The sequence below is a fragment of the Flavobacterium tructae genome (assembly GCF_001853485.1).
In the GTDB taxonomy this organism is placed as follows: Bacteria; Bacteroidota; Bacteroidia; order Flavobacteriales; family Flavobacteriaceae; genus Flavobacterium; species Flavobacterium tructae.
On the sequence record NZ_MIKE01000024.1, the window covers coordinates 329,481 to 349,656 of the forward strand.

Consider the following 20,176-nt stretch of genomic DNA (forward strand, 5'->3'; position numbering starts at 1 on the left):
ATTTTTATTTATATCTGATTCCCAGATCGTTTAATTTCTTAGCATAAAATAGTGATTTTTTAAACTGAAGATTTTTGTACGGAATTCTAAAAAATCGGTACAAGAGACCTTTTTTGGAACCTTTAAAGAGATATAGAAAAAAATACTTGTACTTGTACTCGATTACTTGCTGAGGAGTAAAATGCTTTACAATACCGTACATAATTGTCGGACTTGGTACGGGACGAATTATCTTTACGGGAGTATCTAATTCCCATGGCTGCGTTTTTCTCTTTTTCCCTATGATTTTAGCCTGATTCCCCCAAAAACGGTATCCACCAACAGGTGGCTTTAAATGTAAATTTGGAGAAAAAGGGTTTAAAATAACCACTTGTCCTAATTTAGCTAACGATATTCCAAAATCAGTATCTTCACCATAACCTCCATCAAAGTTAATATCGTTGCCTGTTAGCTTTCTGACATACTCAGTTTTCACACAGGAATTGGCATTACTAAAAGTTGAGGATGCGCCAGATTTCCACCTTTTCTCTCCTAATTTTTCAAGTTTAACTTCTAAATCTTTTAATTCCTGCTGCTCATTATCTGCTCTGACATCTAAGCCATTGCAGACACTCACGTTGTATGTTTGCATTAACCGGATATGATTTTCAATGAAATTTGACTGTACACGAACATCATCATCTCCAAAAACGATATATTCACCCGTACACAACTCTATAGCTTCATTACGGGCTCGGCAACTTCCTTTTGTTTGCTGCCATTTAACAATTAACTCAAAAGGAAATTCTTTTTCAGAATACAATTTTTCATTTCTGAGCGCTTCGGGAGTTGCATCGAGTACAACTACTTGTGCAACGGGATAACTTTGCACGCTCAAATCTTCTAACAATTGCAACGTAAAATCCTGACGCATCATTGTTGGAATGATATAACTAACAGATGGTTTACCTTCGATACGATTTAACTCACGAGGTTTAATAACTGGTTTTTCTGAGCTTCTCTTGAAATTTTTCGCAGCATAAAAAAAAGCATTCCATTCTTTCGTCTTCCAAAAACCTTCCCGATAAAGCATGAATAATGAATGCTCCTTTTTAAAGTTTTTTCTAAAAAAAATGTATCTGTCTTTTGCTGTTATATTAATTTCCTCTTTGATATTATCCGTAAATAAACCTTTTATATAAAGTGGAATTGCAGCAGAATTTCGTAATGCGTTATACCCAAAATCTAATGCCTGAATTTGATGATTTTGATATTCAGGATCAAACCCGCCTAAAGTTTCCCAGACAGATTTTCGAATAGCAAATGAATTTGAATTAATCCGCCAACTCACACACTCGTCCAGATTATCAAAATCATTGATATACCAAAAAAAAGTAGCAGTTTGATAAACCAATTCCGGGAAAGCATTTTTATAACCTTGTTCAAATGAACTATGCCAAATATCTCCGGCGCCAGAACACAAAACTTCCAGTTTCTCTAAGTCAGGTTGCCCATTGTAAAGAATAATCTCTCCACTACTTGTTCTAAACTCATTCAATTCCATTTCTTTATTCCGGATTTATTATTTTTTTATAAAAATTAATATTGTCACTTGCTATTTTATCGGTGCTAAAAAATTGTTCCACTCTGCTTCTTGCTTTTTCTCCTGTCACTTTTGCCAACATTGAATTATCAAGAAGCTGAAGAATTTTGGTTGCAAACAAACTATGGTTCTTTGGGTCAACTAAAAAACCACTTTCCCCATCAATAACCACTTCTCTCGCCCAACCAATATCAGACGCCACAATTGCTTTTTGCATCGCCATAGCTTCAAGCCAGGAAACCGGAAGAGCTTCTGCAAACGAAGGAAATACACAAACCGTAGCCTGCTCAATCTTCTTCTTAATTTCAGAATAAGAAACACTTCCTAAATAAGAAACATTTGCTTTGGCTCTTTCTGAAAAAAGATTCTGCATCATTTGCCAGGTCGACAAATTACCGGAAATAATATCCGGAACATCTTTCCCTACTAAAATGAGTTTTGCCTCGGGATCGTTCTCTATTACCTCATTAAAAATTAAAGGCAATTCTAAAAGTCCTTTTTTTCTAATCAGACTTCCAAAATAAAATATGCTTTTATCATCAGGGACCGAATTGTTTGAAGGCTGAAACAAATTTATATCAACGAGATTGGGAATCACTTTAAATTTTTTATTCAGATCAAAAACCTGATTTGTTATATCTGCTGTAAACTGGCTTACTGATAAAAGCGCTGTTGCTTTTTTTAAAGCTCTTTTTTCATGAAACTTATTAATCCATTTTACAGGACGATTATCCAGATGACAAAAATAGGTATCAGATCCGTGTAGTCGTATTACAACCGGACATTTTTCAGGCTGAACAAAAGAAGTAATTCCTGTCCAGTCTGCCGTTTCTACTAAGTCAATTTCTTTAGCGGAAAATAACTGATTGATTATGTTCTCTATTTTTTTTCTGGTCAAAAACCACGATAATCCTTTTAATTTCTTATTTTTTATTTGTTGGATAATGATCCCGTCATCCATAAAAATACCATCTTTATGCTGACCATATACCAAAATACGAACTGAAACTCCTTTTTCTAAAAGTCCAATTGCTAAGCTTTTAATACTTGTTCCCAAACCGCCTGATTTTCCAGTGTCAGCGTGGGGATATTCCGGTGTTAAAAAAGCTATTTTCATAATTTATCGATTGAAAAAGTCTTTTAAGATTCGGGTTGTAAACATTCTTGCTCCCGCATCTGTCATATGTCCGCAAGATGAAAAATATTTATTTTCTACCACAACATTCTCATAATTATGAATTTCCGGATATGCTTTTTTAACTTTATCAAAATAACTCATCCCTACCACATTCTCACACATTGGAGTCATTACCGCAATAAAATTTATATTATTGGCTTTACAAATATTTTTGATTTCTTCGTAGTACTTATTTTTGAGTAAAGGATTTAGATTAACAATATTATTTTTCATATTTCCATTTTTGTGTTTTACCAATGGATAATATCCTAAGTTATCTAATGCATTTGTTGCTTTGCCCCCTGCTATATTGTAAATTTCTCTAAAGCCAATTTTTGAATCAAACTTTATGTATCTGTAAAAAGGAATGTAGTACAGTTCGTTAAAATTCTTTTGACCGGAGAAATGATCTTTTATAAGCTTTGAGTTATGAATATAAGGTAAAAACTTTGCAGAAACTCCATCTGATTCCTGATCATTAGAAAGATTCAAATCGGCTTCAAGAATTACGTTTTTGATTTCATATTTTCGTTCGATCATTAATTTTAACATCAATGAAGCTTCAAACAAATGCCCTCCGCTCATACCATAATTAAATGTTTTCAATCCTTTCTCTTCAAACATCTGAGAAACAAAATGATTGTTGGCTCTCGAAGAACCTAAAATTACAACATCATATTTACGGGCTTCAGAATTAAAAACAGACTCTACCTTCCCTCTGTTCTTAGATTGAAAAAAAATAGCGGTATACAAACCATCCAATATTACGGCAATCAAAATTACCTCTATTAAGATTTTGGCTGCATAAATTAAAAATCGTTTCATTAAAATTGAAAATATATAAATTCTTTGTAATCTGAATAAGTTCCAAATGCCAGTATAGCGACTAGGGCCAAAATCACCCTTAGCATGCTTCTTTTTCCTGACAGAGGTTCTTCTTTAGTTCTGTTATTCCATTCGACCAAAACAAATATTGCTATCATAGGCAATACCTCATAATTGTAACGCTCGTTATCAAGATATTGAGAATAAAAATCCCCATTAAAAATTATTCGCTTTAGATAGGAAACAGCATCCGTAATTGTTTTAGCTCTAAAAAATACCCAGGCTATACAAGTGATAAAAAATGTAAAAAGAATATTGAATATCACTTTTACAGAATCAGTATTAAAACTAAGTTTAATCTCGTCTATATTATTGCGGTTACTGTTGGATAACAGCAATGGTAAAAAGTATATGGCATTTATAAATCCCCATGTAATGTAAGTCCAGTTCGCTCCATGCCAAAATCCGCTTACTATAAAAATGATAAACGTATTTCTGATTTTCATCCAAATACCTCCTTTACTTCCTCCCAACGGAATATACAGGTAATCGCGAAACCATGAGGAAAGAGAGATGTGCCAACGGCGCCAAAATTCTGCGATATCTCTTGAAAAATAGGGATAATTGAAATTTCTAAGTAAATCTAATCCAAACAATTTTGAAACTCCCAATGCAATATCAGAGTATCCTGAAAAATCACCATAAATTTGAAATGCAAAATATATTGCCCCTAAAATAAGCGACAATGAATTCATGGAAGAATAATTGTCAAAAACAGCATTGGCATAAGTAGCACATGTATCTGCAATAACTACTTTTTTTATCAATCCCCAAATGATTTGATATACACCTTCTTTTGCGATTTGAAAATTAAACTCTCTCTTAACTTTTACCTGAGGTAGTAAATGCGTCGCTCTTTCTATTGGTCCGGCAACAAGTAACGGAAAATAACTCACAAACAATGAATAATCAACAAAGTTGTATTCGGCCTTTATACGTTTATAATAGATATCAATAACATAAGATAGTCCGTGAAAAGTATAGAATGAAATTCCGACAGGAAGAATAACATTTAACAATATAGGACTTGCTTTGAATCCTCCCGAATTTAATAATTCTGAAAAAGATGCTGCAAAAAAGTTATAGTATTTAAAAATTCCTAGAAACCCTAAATTAACTGAAATACTGAGCCAAAACCAAAATTTTCGGCTTTGCTCTGATTTCCCTTTCTCGATTTGAATCCCGGTATAATAATCTAAAAAAGTTGAGAAAATGAGGAGAAATAAAAATCTCCAATCCCAACAGGAATAGAAATAGTAACTTGCTATAATTAATAAAGCATTTTGAGCTTTTTTTGTTTTATTACATACAAACCAGTACAGAAAGAAAACGATTGGCAAAAAAATAGCGAATGCTAAGGAATTAAAAAACATATTTTTGTTTACAGTAATTTAAAATTTTACTCCTTTTTGTTTGAGTAGTGCAAAATGATTTTCGACCATTTTCGGCAAAGAAAAGGAATTAGCAATTAATTCTCTTGTATTAACGGATATCTTTTTACGCCCTGAATAAACATCTTCGAGAATTCCTGCCAGTGCTTTTACATCTTTGGGCTCAAAAATATATCCATTTTCTCCTGAGGTTATTGCTTCAGTATTTCCTCCTACATTAGTCGTAATTACAGGAACGTTTGCCGCAAGACTTTCCAGAATTGACAGGCTAAAACATTCCATATGGGTAGGCTGTAACATATAATCGTACTGCGAAAAAATTTCATTCAAATTAGGTTTACTACCCATAAAAATGAAACAATCCTGTACTTTATATTCTTTAACTTTTTCTAATAAATGCTGTTCATAAGGCCCTTCGCCATATACCCCAATTTTAATCTCATTTTTTATTTCAGCAGACAGAAGATATACTGCTTCAATTAAATCCTGAATTCCTTTAGATTCTCTAAGGTGAGAAGCAACCAAAAAAACGGGGTGATTATTAGCTCTATTGGCTCTTGTTAAAATTGAATCTATGATTACTCCGTTATAAATCGTGATCGTTTTTGCTTTTATATGAGTTCCAAAGTCATTTAAAATTTCTTTTACAGTATAGTTGGATACCCCAACAAAAACATCAATATATCCTGAGAATAAAATCCCTTTGAGTTTTTTATTTATTTTCTTTTTTAATGAATATCCGTTTAAAGGTCTTGGATTATGATCTACAGCAATGACCTCAGCATTTGAAACTTTCTTTACCTTATAAAAAAAGGAGGTGCATAATTCTACGAAATGAGTAATGATATGCGTGTACTCCGGTTTATATTCTTTGCAAAAAAAAAGAAAATTATTTTCAGGAGTTTGTTCTTGACTGCTGTAAATAGTTAGATTGGGATAATTACCATGATTGGAATTATTAGGAAAAAACCAATCGATATCAATGTTATTTTCTTTACATTTCTTATCAAAATCCCAGAAAAAATAATCCATACCTCCTACTCTTTCCGGAAGTAATTTATAATTGCAAATTACAGCTACCTTAGTCATTATTCTTATTTACTAAACATTTATGTAAATATTTACTAATCTTAGTTTCTACTTTTTGCGTGTAAAAAATACTTAAAGTAATCATTACAATCATAATTAAGATTGGCGCGATAAAACTGTTTGGATAGAAAAAGCTAACTATGTTCTTAATCCACACTACTCCAATATAGTCGTGAATAAGATAAAGAAAGTAAGATGACACTCCAATTTTAATAATGAATCTATTTTCTAAAAATTGTAAGGATCTAGGATAGTAGATAAAGCAAAAAAACAATAAAAACATGATTATTGCTGAAATAAATTCTAACAAATCAAAAGTATGATTAATAATTAAAAAACTTACTATTAGTAAAAATATGTATAGTTTAAATGTTTTATTATTATACAACATATAAAACAATGCTCCGGATAGAAAAAAGATGAGATACTTTATAAGATTAAATAGATTAAAAAATTTACTTACGATTTTGATTTGATCAAAGCCATAAAAAAGTAATACATTATATAAAAGTAAGAATGCAAAACATGCTATGATAAAATTTCTCTTAAAATTCTTTTTACTAAAAAAATAAATGATACTGGTAAAGAAATAGAACTGAATTTCCGGCCATAAACTCCAATAATCGAAGTTGATATAACTAAAGTGCTCCGGAGTTTCAGAAAATAAATTATAAATATGAGGTGGAAGAAAAGTAATACTTATGATTAAATTTCTAAAATGATTATCTGGAAATGTATTATAGTGATCAAATATTAATAAAACACAATATGTTAATACAGAAGCAACTAATATAGAAGGAAATAAGCGAATGAACCTTTTTTTCCAAAAAGATATAAAATCCTTTGTGCCTTCTAACGAATAACAAATTACGAATCCACTTATCATGAAGAAAAAGGGAACTCCTTTAAATCCATAATGAAAGTAATTTCCACCAAAATAAGGATATTCTGAGTCATTCCAGCGATAAAAGTAATGATACAAAATAACAGATAGAATTGCTATAGTTCTAAAACCGTCGAGAACAGAAATTCTTTCTTTCGCATTATTAATCATATTTTTTCCAAAATTTGAGAGATTCTTTGACTTGTACCTTCCAATGATCCACCTATCTGTAGTTCTAGAAATTTAGCACGTTCTTCTTTTTTAAGATCAATATGACTTAAAATTCTATTTATTGCTTCAAGATATTCTTTATCATTTTTCACAATATCGGTCGAATCTGAATCTACTAATTTGGACAAATGCTCGTATTTCAAAAACTTTTGGTCATCAAACCATCCATTTGTTTCACTCCCGAAAACGGGATTTATCACAGGTTTATCAAAAATAAAAGCATCCAATGTTATGGTTGACAAAACATTTACAGACAAGTCGCAATGTTGTAATAAAGATTTTAAATCATTGAGATCCACAACAGATGGTACTCTTTGTGTCCATGCTTCCTGATGCCTTTCTCTGCTAATGCTCCAATCTGGAAAATTCCATATTATAAAAGGATATTTTTCAATGTATTTTTTAAATCTTACAGGTTCTTCTGCCGGAGATGTTCTCACAATAAGATTAACCTCTTTCACGAGTTTTCGTTGCACCATAAATTCTGCCAATATTTCTAAATAAACAGGGTCGTTCTCACTGCTTGCATCATTACATGTAAAAAATATAGTTGGCTTGTTATGGTCTATTTTAAATCTTTTATCAAACGTTTCTTTGTCGTAACCATATTTATTTAAAACATAAGGTTCAAATTGTGGGGTTCCGACAATAGCAATCTGATCTTCTTTGATTGATTGATAAAAAGTTAGTAATTCCTGTTTCATTAAATTACTCCAAACAAGATAAAAATCAAAATTACCGGCCATTCTTCCTTTTGATGCAAGGTTATCCCAACTAAAAATAAAAGCCGATGTTTTAATTTTTAATTTTTCGGCAGCAAATATAAGCGGTGCTATAAACGGTGGACGCTGATGTGTAAAAAACAATAACGAAATGTTATTCTCTTTTAACAGTTCTGTATATTGTTTAGTAATGGCATTGGATTGAAAGGTTTGCTGTTGCCATTTGTTGTATCGAAGTATCCAGTTTTCAGAATGAAATAACCTAGAGTACTGATGAATAAATCTCGTGGCATAACCTCTGGGATTTCTGGCTTTTGATTGGGTAATGTTTAAATTATCTGCAATACCAAAATTCCCTTTTGCATGCAGCTGCAAATGGGTAACTTCTTTGGCTTTTCTAAAAAACCAAGTGTAAAATGATTCTTCAAAAACTTCTAGTTCTATAATCTTACAATTTAAATCAAAATCTTTATAAACCGTTTTGGGTAAACATGAAAAAATGATTACCTCATTAAAATTGGTTTTGGCTTCCTGAATAAAATCGCTCAATATAAAATTACGAAACCCAACCCCATCAGTTATGACAACTCCTAAATTCTTCATCAGTTATTATTTTAAGCTTCCTATTCTGCCATGATCCGAGTAAGATCTATGTACTATAAATTCATTATCCAAAGGCTTTTCTGAAAGAAATGTTATATCGCAAAAATATTTTTCTTCAATAGGATTTAACCTCCACGGCACGGTATTTTTGTAATCTAAAGTCCAGCCGTTTTTCTCCAGATCTTTTGTTTTCAGATCATTCCAGGATGTTATATAGTCTATCCATAAATATCCTAATTGCCAGGCTTGTGCTTCTAATTTCCCCAGATTTTCAATATCCGTAATTCTTAGTCCTCCAACATTCTCCTGACTTACCGCTCTGGAGCCATCTTCTAAAACAATTCCTTTTATCGAAGGTTGCTGAAAATAATGTGTGTCTTTTTTTATTAAGCGATCTACATTCACCTCAACTTTCCTGCAGACTGTCTCAAAATCGGTTTCAACGAGATCAGGGTTTATTTTCACATAGCGAACTAAATCATAGTATCTGATCCAGCGCATGTTTTTATACAATCCTAAGCCTGCTTCATTTGCTGCTGTTGCCGCAAGAGGATAATAATTTCGGGCTAATTCATATAGTTTTCCTAACACTCCTTTACCTCTGCATTCTTCATTAAGATATACATTAATGATCCACGCCAGTCCACCTCCAAAATTGGCTCCAACATGCCCTACTACTTCATCTTTTTCGTTTAAACAAATAAAAGAGCGTCCATACTCTTTATTTCCAAACTGCCATTCCCAAAATTCTTTGTTATGTAGCGGATGATTTTCCCGGTAAATTATTTTGAAAAATGAGTATAGGATTTCCCAATCTTCTATTGTTGCTTCTCTGGTGATCATATTTTATTATAATTTTTCCCTCCTGCCAAATCGTTACAATCAAATCTGTTTAGTAACAAAGGATTCTCTTCTGCAGTATTAATACCTCTTTTGGTTGTAAAACCTATTCTGTATCCCGTTTCCTTAGCCAGATCTGCTACCAGATTTGTACAAACTTCAGGAGTCCCATACGGATAGGAAACTATCTTTATATTCGAATGGGTTAAGGTATCTAAATATGTTTTTGTTTTTTCAAGTTCCTTTTTTATAGTTTCACGGTCTAATAATCCTAACGGATAATGACTATGTGTATGACTACCCAAATACCCCTTATGGGCCAATTCTTTTAAATTTTGATCTGTCATATAAAGCGATTCAAAAATCGTAGCTTCTTCAAAATAAAGATCAAATAGACTATTGACAATTTGTTCTTGTTCTCTAAAATCTAATTTAAAATTTAAAATGTATTTTAAAACCGCACTTTTTTCATCATCATACCTGTAAATGCTTTGAGCATTTTGCTTTTCTGACTGAGAAAAAGGTACATCATTAAATTTATCTAAAAACTCCGAAGAAGAAATAATCGATCTTAACAGATGAATTTTATGTACGGTTGTTACCTTTTTTTCTTCAGAATTAATTGAATTTACAAAGAAAACGGCAGAAATGTTTAGTTCATCTAAAATGGGCAAAGCGAGATCAAACTGCTCTTTTAAACCGTCATCAAAAGTAATGAGTAAATTGTTATCCTCTGATTCTAATATTGTATTTAAATCAGAAACCAGATCATTGGGATGAACAAAGTTACCCTGGTTTTTCAGTAATAGTAGCTGTCGCCTAAACTCATTTGGATTCATACCGAATATACTGGGATATTTAGTCTTAAAATCTGATCTGATATAATGGTAATTACTAACTGTAAGCATATTCCCCTAAAATAAAATTCTTAAAAATGAGACTGCTTTCAGTTATTCTTTCTTTATTTTTCATTTTCTAACGCTTAAGTCTCATGAGAATTTTTCTATATGTCTTTTTTATTTTTTGAATAAGTAAAAATGTTTGATCCTTAAATATTACAGGATCAGAGGTTTTACTATCTTTCGAGTTCAACAAATCAAATAACACATTTATTCTTTTAGTTTGCTCATCATTTTTGCCATATGCCCTGGCAAACCAGGTATGGTGCAAAAATACTCTATTATTGTAAGTAATTGAATTTGCAATTTGATCTTCGTTCATTTCTGTATCCAGAAAGAGAAACTTTTTATTTTTTCTTCTTAACCAAAGATAAAAGCAGTAATAAGGTTCGTAAAGACTCTTAGTATCAAAATTCCATTTTAGATTTGTCAAATCATCATCAAACTCATTTTCTAAACTGTAATCATTTTTTAGAATTTCGTCTTTATTCCAAATTTTCTCAAGTTCTTTAAAATTTAAAATAGAAAAAAAAGTATTAATCAAATACGGATTATATGTTCTGTGTGCAATCATTCCTCCGTCCCGCACGCCACATACTGTATAATCTTCAGACTTCATTTTATTGATAATATCAAAGACTATCTCTGAATCCTGAAACAAAACATCTTCATCTGCCATGATAAGCCATTCAATGTTTTTGTTTTTTAGCATTTTCATCATATAAAAAATGCTTTTTAAACCATGCATTCCATTTCTCCCATCTATCACATATTTCTGAACATCTTGCGGAAAAAACGGAGAGCTTTTATCATATAAATCAAAATTTATAACTGTAGAAAGTATGGCAATATTAAACTTATTATCTACCATATTTTAAAGTCAAATCTATTCATAAATTTCACCAATTCTTTATCCCTAATATTAGGAATCAAAATTCGATTTATTTTTTTACCTGATTTATTTTTATGATTGGAGTAATCATTATTTGCTATCAACATTCCTAAACAGTCTGATTCTTCGATCACTCTATGGGTACAGTCATTAAACGATCCATGAGGTAATGCTAAATACTTTACTGATTTTGTAACCAATTTATCTAGTTTTTCAATTGAAAAACTTAACTCTTTTTTCTGTTCCTCATAACTTAGATTCCCAAAGGGATAATGATTATGAGTATGTATACCAATATCTATTAATGGATGCTCAGACAAACGTTTAAGCTCTTCATAGCTTAATGATCTGAAATCTTCATTATCGTGAAAAGGAATTTTATTTAAACTTTCAAAATCTAAAAACCAAATTTCCTTTTCTTCATTTGATAGTTTGCCAATAAGTTTGTTTAAATCGCTAAACGAATGTGTTCCTTTTGATGCTTTTTCTTTTACATCAGGAAGATAGAAAAACTGATCACAGAAGTTATAGTCAAATACAAAACGATCCCACCAAAACTCTTTTTTAGTATTTATATTTAATGTCGTTACAAAAATTGTAGCCGGTATTTCATACTTCTCCAATAGGGGTAAAGCATTCGCTAAATTATCTGCGTATCCATCATCGAATGTAATGACTATTCCTGTTTTTTTTAATGAGCTCCAATCGTCTGATAATCTAAGAATCTGATAATTTTCCTTAAAATAATGAAGTTGCTTTTCAAAACTAACCAAATCAACCGTTAAATACTGTAACTCACTTCTAACTTCATTACTGGTTCTGTGATACATGGCAACTAAAACCGGCTTACCATAGAGCAATCGGTTTTTGAGTTTATTCAACTTATAATATATACTTTTAAGTTTAGCTTTCATTAATTAGATAAATCTCTAAATTGTTTTTGGTGGTTCAATAGCCAAATATCTTCTTTTTGAAGACATTCAAGAAACAATACATTACTATTTCCTTTCCCAAAATCATCTTCTACATTTTGAACTTTATGTGAATCAATAACAGCAAGTGATTCTATTATACCTTCTTCAGAATAATTTGTATTGATTATATCGGCATGAACCGCTCTGTTTTGCTGACGGGTCCCGATATTAATAATTGGAATTCCATAATATGGAGCTTCTCTAATCCCCGCGCTGCTATTACCAATAATGAATTGGCTATTTTTTAGTAGGGTTAAAAAATACTCGAAACGCAAAGATGGAAAAATTCTGAATCTCTTATTTTCTTTTAATCTCTTATAAGCCTCAATAATAAATTGACTTCCCAGATCGTTGTTCGGAAAAATGACAATATAATTATGGTTGTCCTGCAATAAAGATGATACAAAGTTTTCGGCATATTTTTGCATTTCTTTGATTTCTGTGGTTACGGGATGAAACATTACGATTGCATAATTTTCAAAATCAATCTTATAATATTCTTTTACCGTTACTAGATCCGGCAACTGATCAGAAAACATAATATCAAGATCAGGAGAACCAATTGTAAAAACAGATTCTTTAATCTCTCCCATTTGTATCAACCTTTTTGCCGCCTGTTTGTTTGAAACGAAATGAATATGGCTTAGTTTACTAACACTATGACGGATTAATTCATCTACAGTTCCTGAAACCTCACCTCCTTCAATGTGTGCTACCAGAATGTTGTTTAATGAACCTACAATTCCGCCTGCTAAGGTTTCGACTCTGTCTCCGTGAACAACTATCATATCCGGATTAATGGTTTTACAATAACCTGATAATCCTTCAATAGTTTTTGCAAGAGTTAAGTCCATTGTTGTTTCATGGGTATGATTTTCGAAAGTAAAAACATTCTTAAAATTGCAGCGTTCTATTTCGATCAGCGTATAACCATATTGTTCCTGCAAATGCATTCCAGTAACGAACACAAAAACCTCAAATTCAGATTGTTGTTCTAAAATTGAAATTAATGATTTTATCTTCCCAAAATCAGCGCGGGTACCTGTAAGAAATAGGATTTTTTTCATTTAATGGTGATCAGTTTATTCGACTGGGAAAATATTTATCCCTATAATTTAAAAAATACTTTTCTATATTAAGCGTCATAAAAATTCCGCATAAAACACTTATGATACAGGTAAGAAAAAATATAGAAATCTGATTAAAGAATTTATTTAAAATAAAATTATTTACTAAGGCAAAGAAAAAATTTATGAAACCATGTATAATATAAATACTATAGGAGGAAAATCCAATCTTGCTAATGATATTTACTATTCTGTTTGAGAATAGGCTATCCAGTTTTTTATTTATTTCTGTACTTACAAGAAAAAACACAAGTATAATACTAAATGCAATGTAAAGAAGTGAATACCCAAATGTTCTTACGAAAAATGATTCCTCAAAGTCTATAAACGGCGTAAAAGTAAGAGCTAAAAATGAGATTATAATTAATAGTATTCTATTTGACTCAAAAAAAAGTCTTAGCTTCTCATTTTTAAAATAATATAAATATGAAACAAAAACTCCGGCAAATAGCGAATCCATTCTTAAATGAGACATTGTAAAATTTTTATCTCCATTTTCAGGAAAATAAACATTACTGACAATTCTTAAACACAATGATAAGAGTATCATTAGAAAGATCAAAACCTCAAACTTATCTACTTTACTTGCTTGATTTGGTTTTAAACTAATCCAAGCATATTTAGTAACGAACCATAATAGTAAGGCAAAACCAAAATAAAAATGTTCTTCGACTGCTAATGACCAACTAGGTGTATAAGCATAACCCCACGCATAAACATAGTTCTGAATGAAAAACATATCTGATAAGAACCCTTTCCATTCAAATTGATGTTTAATAATCTTAGGTGTTAAGTATAAAAAATAAGTTAAGTAGTATATGGGATAAATTTTAAATCCTCTTCGTACTAAAAACAAACCTGGCTTTATATTTCCAAATTTTAGATACTCTTTGAATAATAGTCCTGAAACAAGAAATCCGCTTAAAACAAAAAATAAATCAACGCCTATCCAGCCCATTTTTGTTGTCCAATCTGTTACATACTGATGGCGCATTAAGACCAAAATAATTGCGATCCCTCTTAAAAAATCAAGTTCTCTTAATCTGATATTTTGTTTCAAAGTTAAAAATTGGGGTTAAAAAGTAAGTGTATTGTAATTAAAAACTAGTTTATATCTTCCCAATTTAATTGTTCATCATTTTCAATATCTCTTGAGGCCGTTTTTCCTATCAGATCATTAAAATGTTCTGCCAGTATTTTACCGGTTCCCGGTCTTTTTACCCAAATATTTTCTTTAGATAATTTGTCTCCTTTTTTTATTGGAGCAATTGCGCAAACTGTAGCAAAAGCAAAATCTATAGTCACTTGTTCTTCTTCTGCAGGTTTTTTTGTACCCCCACGCATCAATGCAATTTCGGCACTTGAAATAATTAATTCCTGACACGCTTTTTCATCCATACTACAAATAATATCCGGACCTGTTCTTTGCATATGATCCGTAAAATGTCTTTCCAGAATACTAGCACCCAAAGCTACAGCTCCCAGACAGGCATTATTATTTAAGGTATGGTCACTTAAACCAAATACTTTATCGGGAAAAGCTTCATGTAATTCTGTCATGGCGCCAAAACGTACTAAATGAATGGGCGTTGGATATAGATTTGTGGTATGCAAAAGTGCAACAGGAATATTATGTTTATCAAAAATAGCCACTGCTTTTGTAATACTTTCAATTGTATTCATTCCTGTACTCAAAATTACCGGTTTTCCAAAAGAAGCTATATGCTCTAATAACGGATAATTGTTGCATTCGCCAGAACCAATTTTATATGCAGGTATATCAAACTTTTTTAATCTCTCTGCTGCTGCACGTGAAAATGGTGTTGAAATAAAAATCATGCCTTTACTTTCAACATAGTTTTTGAGCTCTAATTCATCAGCTTCATTCAAAGAACAACGTTCCATGATTTCATAAATAGAAACATCTGCATTACCCGGAATTACTTTTTTAGCGGCTCCGCTCATTTCATCCTCAACAATATGGGTTTGATGTTTTACTACCTCCGCACCTGCTCGTTTTGCCGCATCGACCATTTCTTTTGCAACTTGCAAAGAACCTTCGTGATTAATTCCAATTTCGGCAATAACTAAAGGTGGAAAATCTTGTCCAATTCTTCGTCCTGCAATTTCAAGATAGGGTTTCATAAATTAGTTTGTTAATTAGGGCTTTATATATTTGTGGTATAAAAATTCGGCGAAATCAAAATCTTCCTGCGTATCAATATCCACATTGGCAAAAATATGATCTATTTTGAAAGGAAAAGCATCTTCTGAAATAATTATATCTTCAAAAATTAATGATGCTTTTGTGATATATAACAACCCGTTTTCAAAATAAAGCGGTTCCATATCCTGACTTCTCTGACCAATTTTGTAATTGTACGGAACAAACTTTTGATCTGTTATTTTTCCAAACTTTTTATAGTTTCTTGAAACAGTAAATAAACTATCGCTGTCTTCCTTTTGATAAATTTCAAATGTTTCTTTTAGTAAACTTTCCGGACGAACAGGGTTTGTAGGCTGAAGCAACACCACATTTTCTACTTCATGATCAATATTTTGCAAAACATGTTTTAATGCCGAAGCTGTCGCCTCATGATCTCCAGAAATATCTGCGGGTCTGTCTATTACCTTTGCTCCATATTTCAAAGCTATTTCTTTTATACTTTCATCATCAGTCGAAACATAAATTTCTTCAATGATAGCACTATTGGCTTTAGCATACATAATACTGTGTGCTAATAAAGGGATTCCCCCAAGCAGTTTTATATTTTTCTGAGGCAATCTTTTCGATCCTCCACGCGCCGGAATAATAGCGATCGTTTTCATTTTTAATGTTTAAAAGAATTGTAGCAATATATTTTATGGTTTCCAATACAACTTTGTATCTTCCAGTTCCTGATAAGTTTTATATTCTCGCACGGATAGTCTATTACTATTCTTGATTATTTTAGGAAATGCCAAAATTAAATCTATTGTTGCCAAAAACAATGCTTTCAAAGCTTTAAAATCTCCTTTAAAAACCCTTAATTTAAGCTGCATCCAAACAGAGTACGTTATTTTTTTTGGGACGACCTTAAGAGGGTAAAACAAAAAATACAAATACCAGCCGGAACGTAATGACCGTCGCAGGCGTAAACTATAATCGGCATTATTTTTTCTGGATTTTAAATCTACTCTATGATTTACCAACACTTCCGGTAAATAATAAATCTTCCATTGTTTTTTAAACAATTGAAAAGAAGCAAAATCTTCTTCACCATAAAAAACAAACCATTCAGGATAATTAGGGATATCTCGCCAGGCAGACATTCTCCAGACATTAGCTCCACCGGCGAAACTTTTCATTTGATGTAAAACGTCGTCACTGGTCGCTATTTCAGGTTCTTGTAAACTCCAATAAATTCTAAAACTAAACAGTGCTGCATCAGGATTTTTGTCAAAAGCTTCCTCTATAATTTCTAAAGGATTTGTGGTAATAAAATGCAAATCATCATCAATAGAGATTGCAAAATCAGTCGTAACCAAATCCATCATTCTGTTCCGACTATAGATCAGTCCTTCGCTTTTATTATTCCTAATTAATTGAATTTCCGGATAATTCTTTTCAACAAATGAATACGTTCCATCTGTTGAACCATCGTCACAAATAATACAAGATACATCTTCTCTATCCAGTAAATGCTGAACTTTACGCAATGTAAAATTCAGATCCTGTTTTCGGTTTTTTGTTGTAATGAGAATAGAAAACTTCTTCTGAATGTGCATTTACTTAATAATTTCTAATCATTGGTTGTGGTAACTTTTTATATCGCAAGAATATCTTTTTCATCCATTTGACTGAAATAAATTTTACAAATAATCTGTTTTTTATAAAATATAAAACTGGATTTAATTTTATATTTTTATTAAATCCACCTTGAATTATGTCAGTATTAGAAGCTTTCGGAACTGACATCCAGTCCTCTAAAGTATTCCCTAGATGACAGGCGTAATTATCCTGAGTTGTTACTCTCCAGTAATTTTTCTTAAGAGGCGATTTATCTAAATACCCCTCACTGGTTCCTCCCATCTTAAAGCCTATATAACTTACGATTTCATCAAAAATATCCTTTTTATAACTTGCGACAAAATGTCCCGAACCAATCAACACTTTTAAGTTTGAACTAATCTCTAAACCTAAATTATATTCTAAATAATCCTGATTATAATTTCTATCCCAACCAATACTGTCATAAAACCTAATCAAAGCTTTTTTGTTTTTTACGGGAATAAATTTTAATTTTTTACTGAATAAATTATCCCAAATAACATTTCCGCAATTTTGTTCATACATTTTAAACTGTGGTACAATGCCTACTACTCCAGCATTAGGAATATGTGTAAAAACTTTTACTGTTTCAGATTGCCAGTTCGGAAAAAACAATACATCTGAATCTGAAATTGTAACCAATTCTATATTATTCCCCGCTAAACCTTTCAATATAGCATTAAGTTTTCCTATGTTATCAGTATGAATTAATTCGTGTATTTTGTTTTGCTTTAAAAGAAAATCTAAATATTCTTTTATAATTATATCACTTCCATTATTAACAATAGTGATAAATGTTTTTTTGTGAACGGTAACAAATAAAGATTCCAGGCAAAGTTTTAAAATTGCAAAACTATCTTTAAAATAACCTTCCTGATTAGGTATGTAAACAGGAATTATGATCTGATGAATAAATTCAGAATCTTTTTGTGGTTCATCTTTAAATGGATTAAATCCTACCCGCATCTTATTTCTTAAATATAATTTTCAGTTTATGAAAAATCCTTTTTTTTAATTTTACTAATTTTAGAGAAACGGTATCATTTTTAATCTGTTGCTTAAAAAACACCTTATTCTCCCTAATGACTTTAGGAAATTCTCTTTTGATCCCAAAATATATACCTTGCTTTTTTTTATTTAAGAAAGTAGAATCTGAATCGCCATACTTTGTATGATACAGTGATTCTATTATTTTCCAACTGTTAACAAGACTATACGCTTTTTCGGTGGTTTGCAACAAACTTAAATTCTCACCGGACACATTATTTCGATATAAAACATAGGTATTACCGGCAAAGATTATTTTACTGCAATTCGATAATACTCTAAAAAAAAACTCCCCATCATCGTTCATTGTTAAACTTTCATTCCAGTAACCTGAAAATGTTATTAGTTTTTTATTCATTAAAAAACTGTGTGAAGGAAAAAAGCCTCCATGTAGACCTATCAAATCAAAATATTCTTTTGCTGAATCAAAATTTCTATAATCAGGATTATTTTCATTCAATTTAAGGGCTTCGCTAATATGATCAAATCTTCTCCATTTGCATGTTGAAATAACAAATTCATCTTCATTCGACACTAACTGAATTTGTTCTTCGAGTTTATTTGCGGCCAGTATATCATCTGAATCCAAAAACTGGATATAATCGCCTTTTGCTATTTTTAATCCAATATTTCTGGAAACACTTGCTCCTTTTTTATCTTCTTTTGATTTTAGTATCAGTTTGAATCTATTATCCTTTTCCTTATAAAGCTTTATCGTTTCTTCTGTTTTATCGGACGAATTATCGTCAACTATAATACACTCCCAATTAGAATAAGTTTGTCCAATTAAGCTATCGAGTGTTTCACCAATCAAATGTGCCCGATTGTAAGCGGGGATAATAATAGAAACTAAAGGCTTATTCATCTATGGCTACTGTACTGTATAAATTATTTATTGAATCTCTTATTCTTTCGTAGTTATAATCTTCAATAGCTTTGAGATGGTTACTTTTGGCAAATTGAACATTATTATCTTTATTATGGATAAGACTTAATATTTTTTCAGCTATTTCATCTGAGTTCTCAGGATCATTGATTATTTCTCCAAAATATTTTTTTCCTATAAGTTCCTTTGTGGCATTACCCGGATTGGATTGCAAAGGAATTGTCCCAAGTAATAAAGCTTCTAATAATGAATTTGGCATGCCGTCTGAAAAATTATTTCCAATATAAAGAAATGCTTTTCCAAAATAATTATGAAGCTCCGGCTGTTCTATCTTTTCTACTATTTTAATTTTTCCCTCCAGTTTCGAATCTGATTTAATAAATTCTTTGACTCTTTCTCCTGCTGAAAAAACAGCGATATGAAAATCATCTAACCTATCAATTATTTTTTTTATAGCTTTCAAAGTATAGAGAGCCCTTCCTGTTTCATTATGATTCCCTTTTATCAAGATTAATTTTCTGGATTCTATATCCTGAAAACTTCTTTGAATATCTGTTATATTGTATCCACCACCTCCGGGAAGAGCTCCCAGAAAAACTCCATTAAAATTGTATTTTTTTGCTAAATCATAATCTCTTTCACAATCTGTTATTAAAAAATCAACTCTGTTTAAAACAGATTCAATTTTCTGAATGTCATTTTTAAGAACCTGATGTCTAAAAATATCGCTTCCCCAACAAGAATAAATCCATTTAATACCCGGATTTTTATTCATTGCTTTCAGTATGGGATAAGAGCAGTAATGCAATTCAAAACTATGAACTATATCGGGCTTAATTTCCTGTATAACTTTCTCGAACCCTTCATTGGCAGAAACTTCTAAATAAGGAATTATTTTATCATACGCCGAAGGCATCTTTTTTCTCAAAAAATATTCTCCTTTTATGTAGGGATATTTTCTTTTTTTCCAATCTACGAATTGACGAACATAATCTAAATTCTCTAGCGGTCCCCGATCTAAAACATCAAACCAATAAAGTTCATGACCTTTATCTTTTAAGTTTTCAATCCAACGGAGAACGTGAATAGAGGGCATCGATACAAAAAGTATTTTCACTTGATCTGTAGTTTTAACTT

At 31.3% G+C, this 20,176-nt stretch carries 19 protein-coding genes; all 19 read right to left on the minus strand.

Features of this window, described 5'->3' with window-relative positions:
• Nucleotides 1-4: 4 nt before the first annotated feature.
• A complete protein-coding gene (locus BHE19_RS15125) occupies nucleotides 5-1,543 on the minus strand; it encodes a glycosyltransferase family 2 protein (protein ID WP_070907825.1) in 1,539 nt (512 codons plus the stop codon).
• 4 nt (nucleotides 1,544-1,547) lie between these two features.
• Entirely contained in the window at nucleotides 1,548-2,699 is a 1,152-nt protein-coding gene (locus tag BHE19_RS15130; protein WP_070907826.1) for a glycosyltransferase family 4 protein, read from the minus strand.
• A gap of 3 nt (nucleotides 2,700-2,702) precedes the next feature.
• The gene (locus tag BHE19_RS15135; RefSeq protein WP_070907827.1) at nucleotides 2,703-3,584 is read right to left on the minus strand and encodes a hypothetical protein; all 882 of its coding nucleotides are present in this window, start codon (nucleotides 3,582-3,584) and stop codon (nucleotides 2,703-2,705) included.
• Entirely contained in the window at nucleotides 3,584-5,017 is a 1,434-nt protein-coding gene (locus tag BHE19_RS15140) for an MBOAT family O-acyltransferase (protein WP_017494933.1), read from the minus strand. Before BHE19_RS15140 ends, BHE19_RS15135 begins: the two co-directional genes overlap by 1 nt.
• A gap of 18 nt (nucleotides 5,018-5,035) precedes the next feature.
• Entirely contained in the window at nucleotides 5,036-6,124 is a 1,089-nt protein-coding gene (locus BHE19_RS15145; protein WP_070907828.1) for a glycosyltransferase family 4 protein, read from the minus strand.
• Nucleotides 6,117-7,178: an acyltransferase family protein gene (locus BHE19_RS23085; RefSeq protein ID WP_070907829.1), complete on the minus strand. Its 1,062-nt coding sequence runs from the start codon at nucleotides 7,176-7,178 to the stop codon at nucleotides 6,117-6,119. The genes BHE19_RS15145 and BHE19_RS23085 overlap by 8 nt, the downstream gene beginning before the upstream one ends.
• Nucleotides 7,175-8,563, minus strand: coding sequence for a hypothetical protein (locus BHE19_RS15155; protein WP_070907830.1), 1,389 nt, complete (start codon nucleotides 8,561-8,563; stop codon nucleotides 7,175-7,177). The genes BHE19_RS23085 and BHE19_RS15155 overlap by 4 nt, the downstream gene beginning before the upstream one ends.
• Before the next feature lie 6 nt (nucleotides 8,564-8,569).
• On the minus strand, nucleotides 8,570-9,406 hold the full coding sequence (locus tag BHE19_RS15160) for a GNAT family N-acetyltransferase (RefSeq protein WP_070907831.1): 837 nt from the start codon (nucleotides 9,404-9,406) through the stop codon (nucleotides 8,570-8,572).
• Entirely contained in the window at nucleotides 9,403-10,311 is a 909-nt protein-coding gene (locus tag BHE19_RS15165; RefSeq protein WP_083342560.1) for a polysaccharide deacetylase family protein, read from the minus strand. Before BHE19_RS15165 ends, BHE19_RS15160 begins: the two co-directional genes overlap by 4 nt.
• Before the next feature lie 67 nt (nucleotides 10,312-10,378).
• On the minus strand, nucleotides 10,379-11,173 hold the full coding sequence (locus tag BHE19_RS15170) for a hypothetical protein (protein WP_070907833.1): 795 nt from the start codon (nucleotides 11,171-11,173) through the stop codon (nucleotides 10,379-10,381).
• The gene (locus tag BHE19_RS15175) at nucleotides 11,167-12,108 is read right to left on the minus strand and encodes a polysaccharide deacetylase family protein (RefSeq protein ID WP_070907834.1); all 942 of its coding nucleotides are present in this window, start codon (nucleotides 12,106-12,108) and stop codon (nucleotides 11,167-11,169) included. Before BHE19_RS15175 ends, BHE19_RS15170 begins: the two co-directional genes overlap by 7 nt.
• Entirely contained in the window at nucleotides 12,108-13,235 is a 1,128-nt protein-coding gene (neuC, locus tag BHE19_RS15180; protein ID WP_070907835.1) for a UDP-N-acetylglucosamine 2-epimerase, read from the minus strand. Before neuC ends, BHE19_RS15175 begins: the two co-directional genes overlap by 1 nt.
• Nucleotides 13,236-13,245: 10 nt before the next feature.
• Nucleotides 13,246-14,355: an acyltransferase family protein gene (locus BHE19_RS15185; RefSeq protein ID WP_123923461.1), complete on the minus strand. Its 1,110-nt coding sequence runs from the start codon at nucleotides 14,353-14,355 to the stop codon at nucleotides 13,246-13,248.
• A 44-nt stretch (nucleotides 14,356-14,399) separates the two neighbouring features.
• Nucleotides 14,400-15,440, minus strand: coding sequence for an N-acetylneuraminate synthase (gene neuB / locus BHE19_RS15190; RefSeq protein WP_070907837.1), 1,041 nt, complete (start codon nucleotides 15,438-15,440; stop codon nucleotides 14,400-14,402).
• Nucleotides 15,441-15,455: 15 nt separating this feature from the next.
• The gene (locus BHE19_RS15195) at nucleotides 15,456-16,124 is read right to left on the minus strand and encodes an acylneuraminate cytidylyltransferase family protein (protein ID WP_017494944.1); all 669 of its coding nucleotides are present in this window, start codon (nucleotides 16,122-16,124) and stop codon (nucleotides 15,456-15,458) included.
• Nucleotides 16,125-16,157: 33 nt separating this feature from the next.
• Entirely contained in the window at nucleotides 16,158-17,063 is a 906-nt protein-coding gene (locus BHE19_RS15200) for a glycosyltransferase family 2 protein (RefSeq protein ID WP_070907838.1), read from the minus strand.
• 4 nt (nucleotides 17,064-17,067) lie between these two features.
• On the minus strand, nucleotides 17,068-18,072 hold the full coding sequence (locus BHE19_RS15205; protein ID WP_070907839.1) for a glycosyltransferase family A protein: 1,005 nt from the start codon (nucleotides 18,070-18,072) through the stop codon (nucleotides 17,068-17,070).
• A 1-nt stretch (nucleotide 18,073) separates the two neighbouring features.
• Nucleotides 18,074-19,018: a glycosyltransferase family 2 protein gene (locus BHE19_RS15210; RefSeq protein ID WP_070907840.1), complete on the minus strand. Its 945-nt coding sequence runs from the start codon at nucleotides 19,016-19,018 to the stop codon at nucleotides 18,074-18,076.
• Nucleotides 19,011-20,156 (minus strand): glycosyltransferase family 4 protein, encoded by a 1,146-nt coding sequence (locus BHE19_RS15215; RefSeq protein WP_070907841.1) that lies wholly within the window; start codon nucleotides 20,154-20,156, stop codon nucleotides 19,011-19,013. Before BHE19_RS15215 ends, BHE19_RS15210 begins: the two co-directional genes overlap by 8 nt.
• Nucleotides 20,157-20,176: the final 20 nt, after the last annotated feature.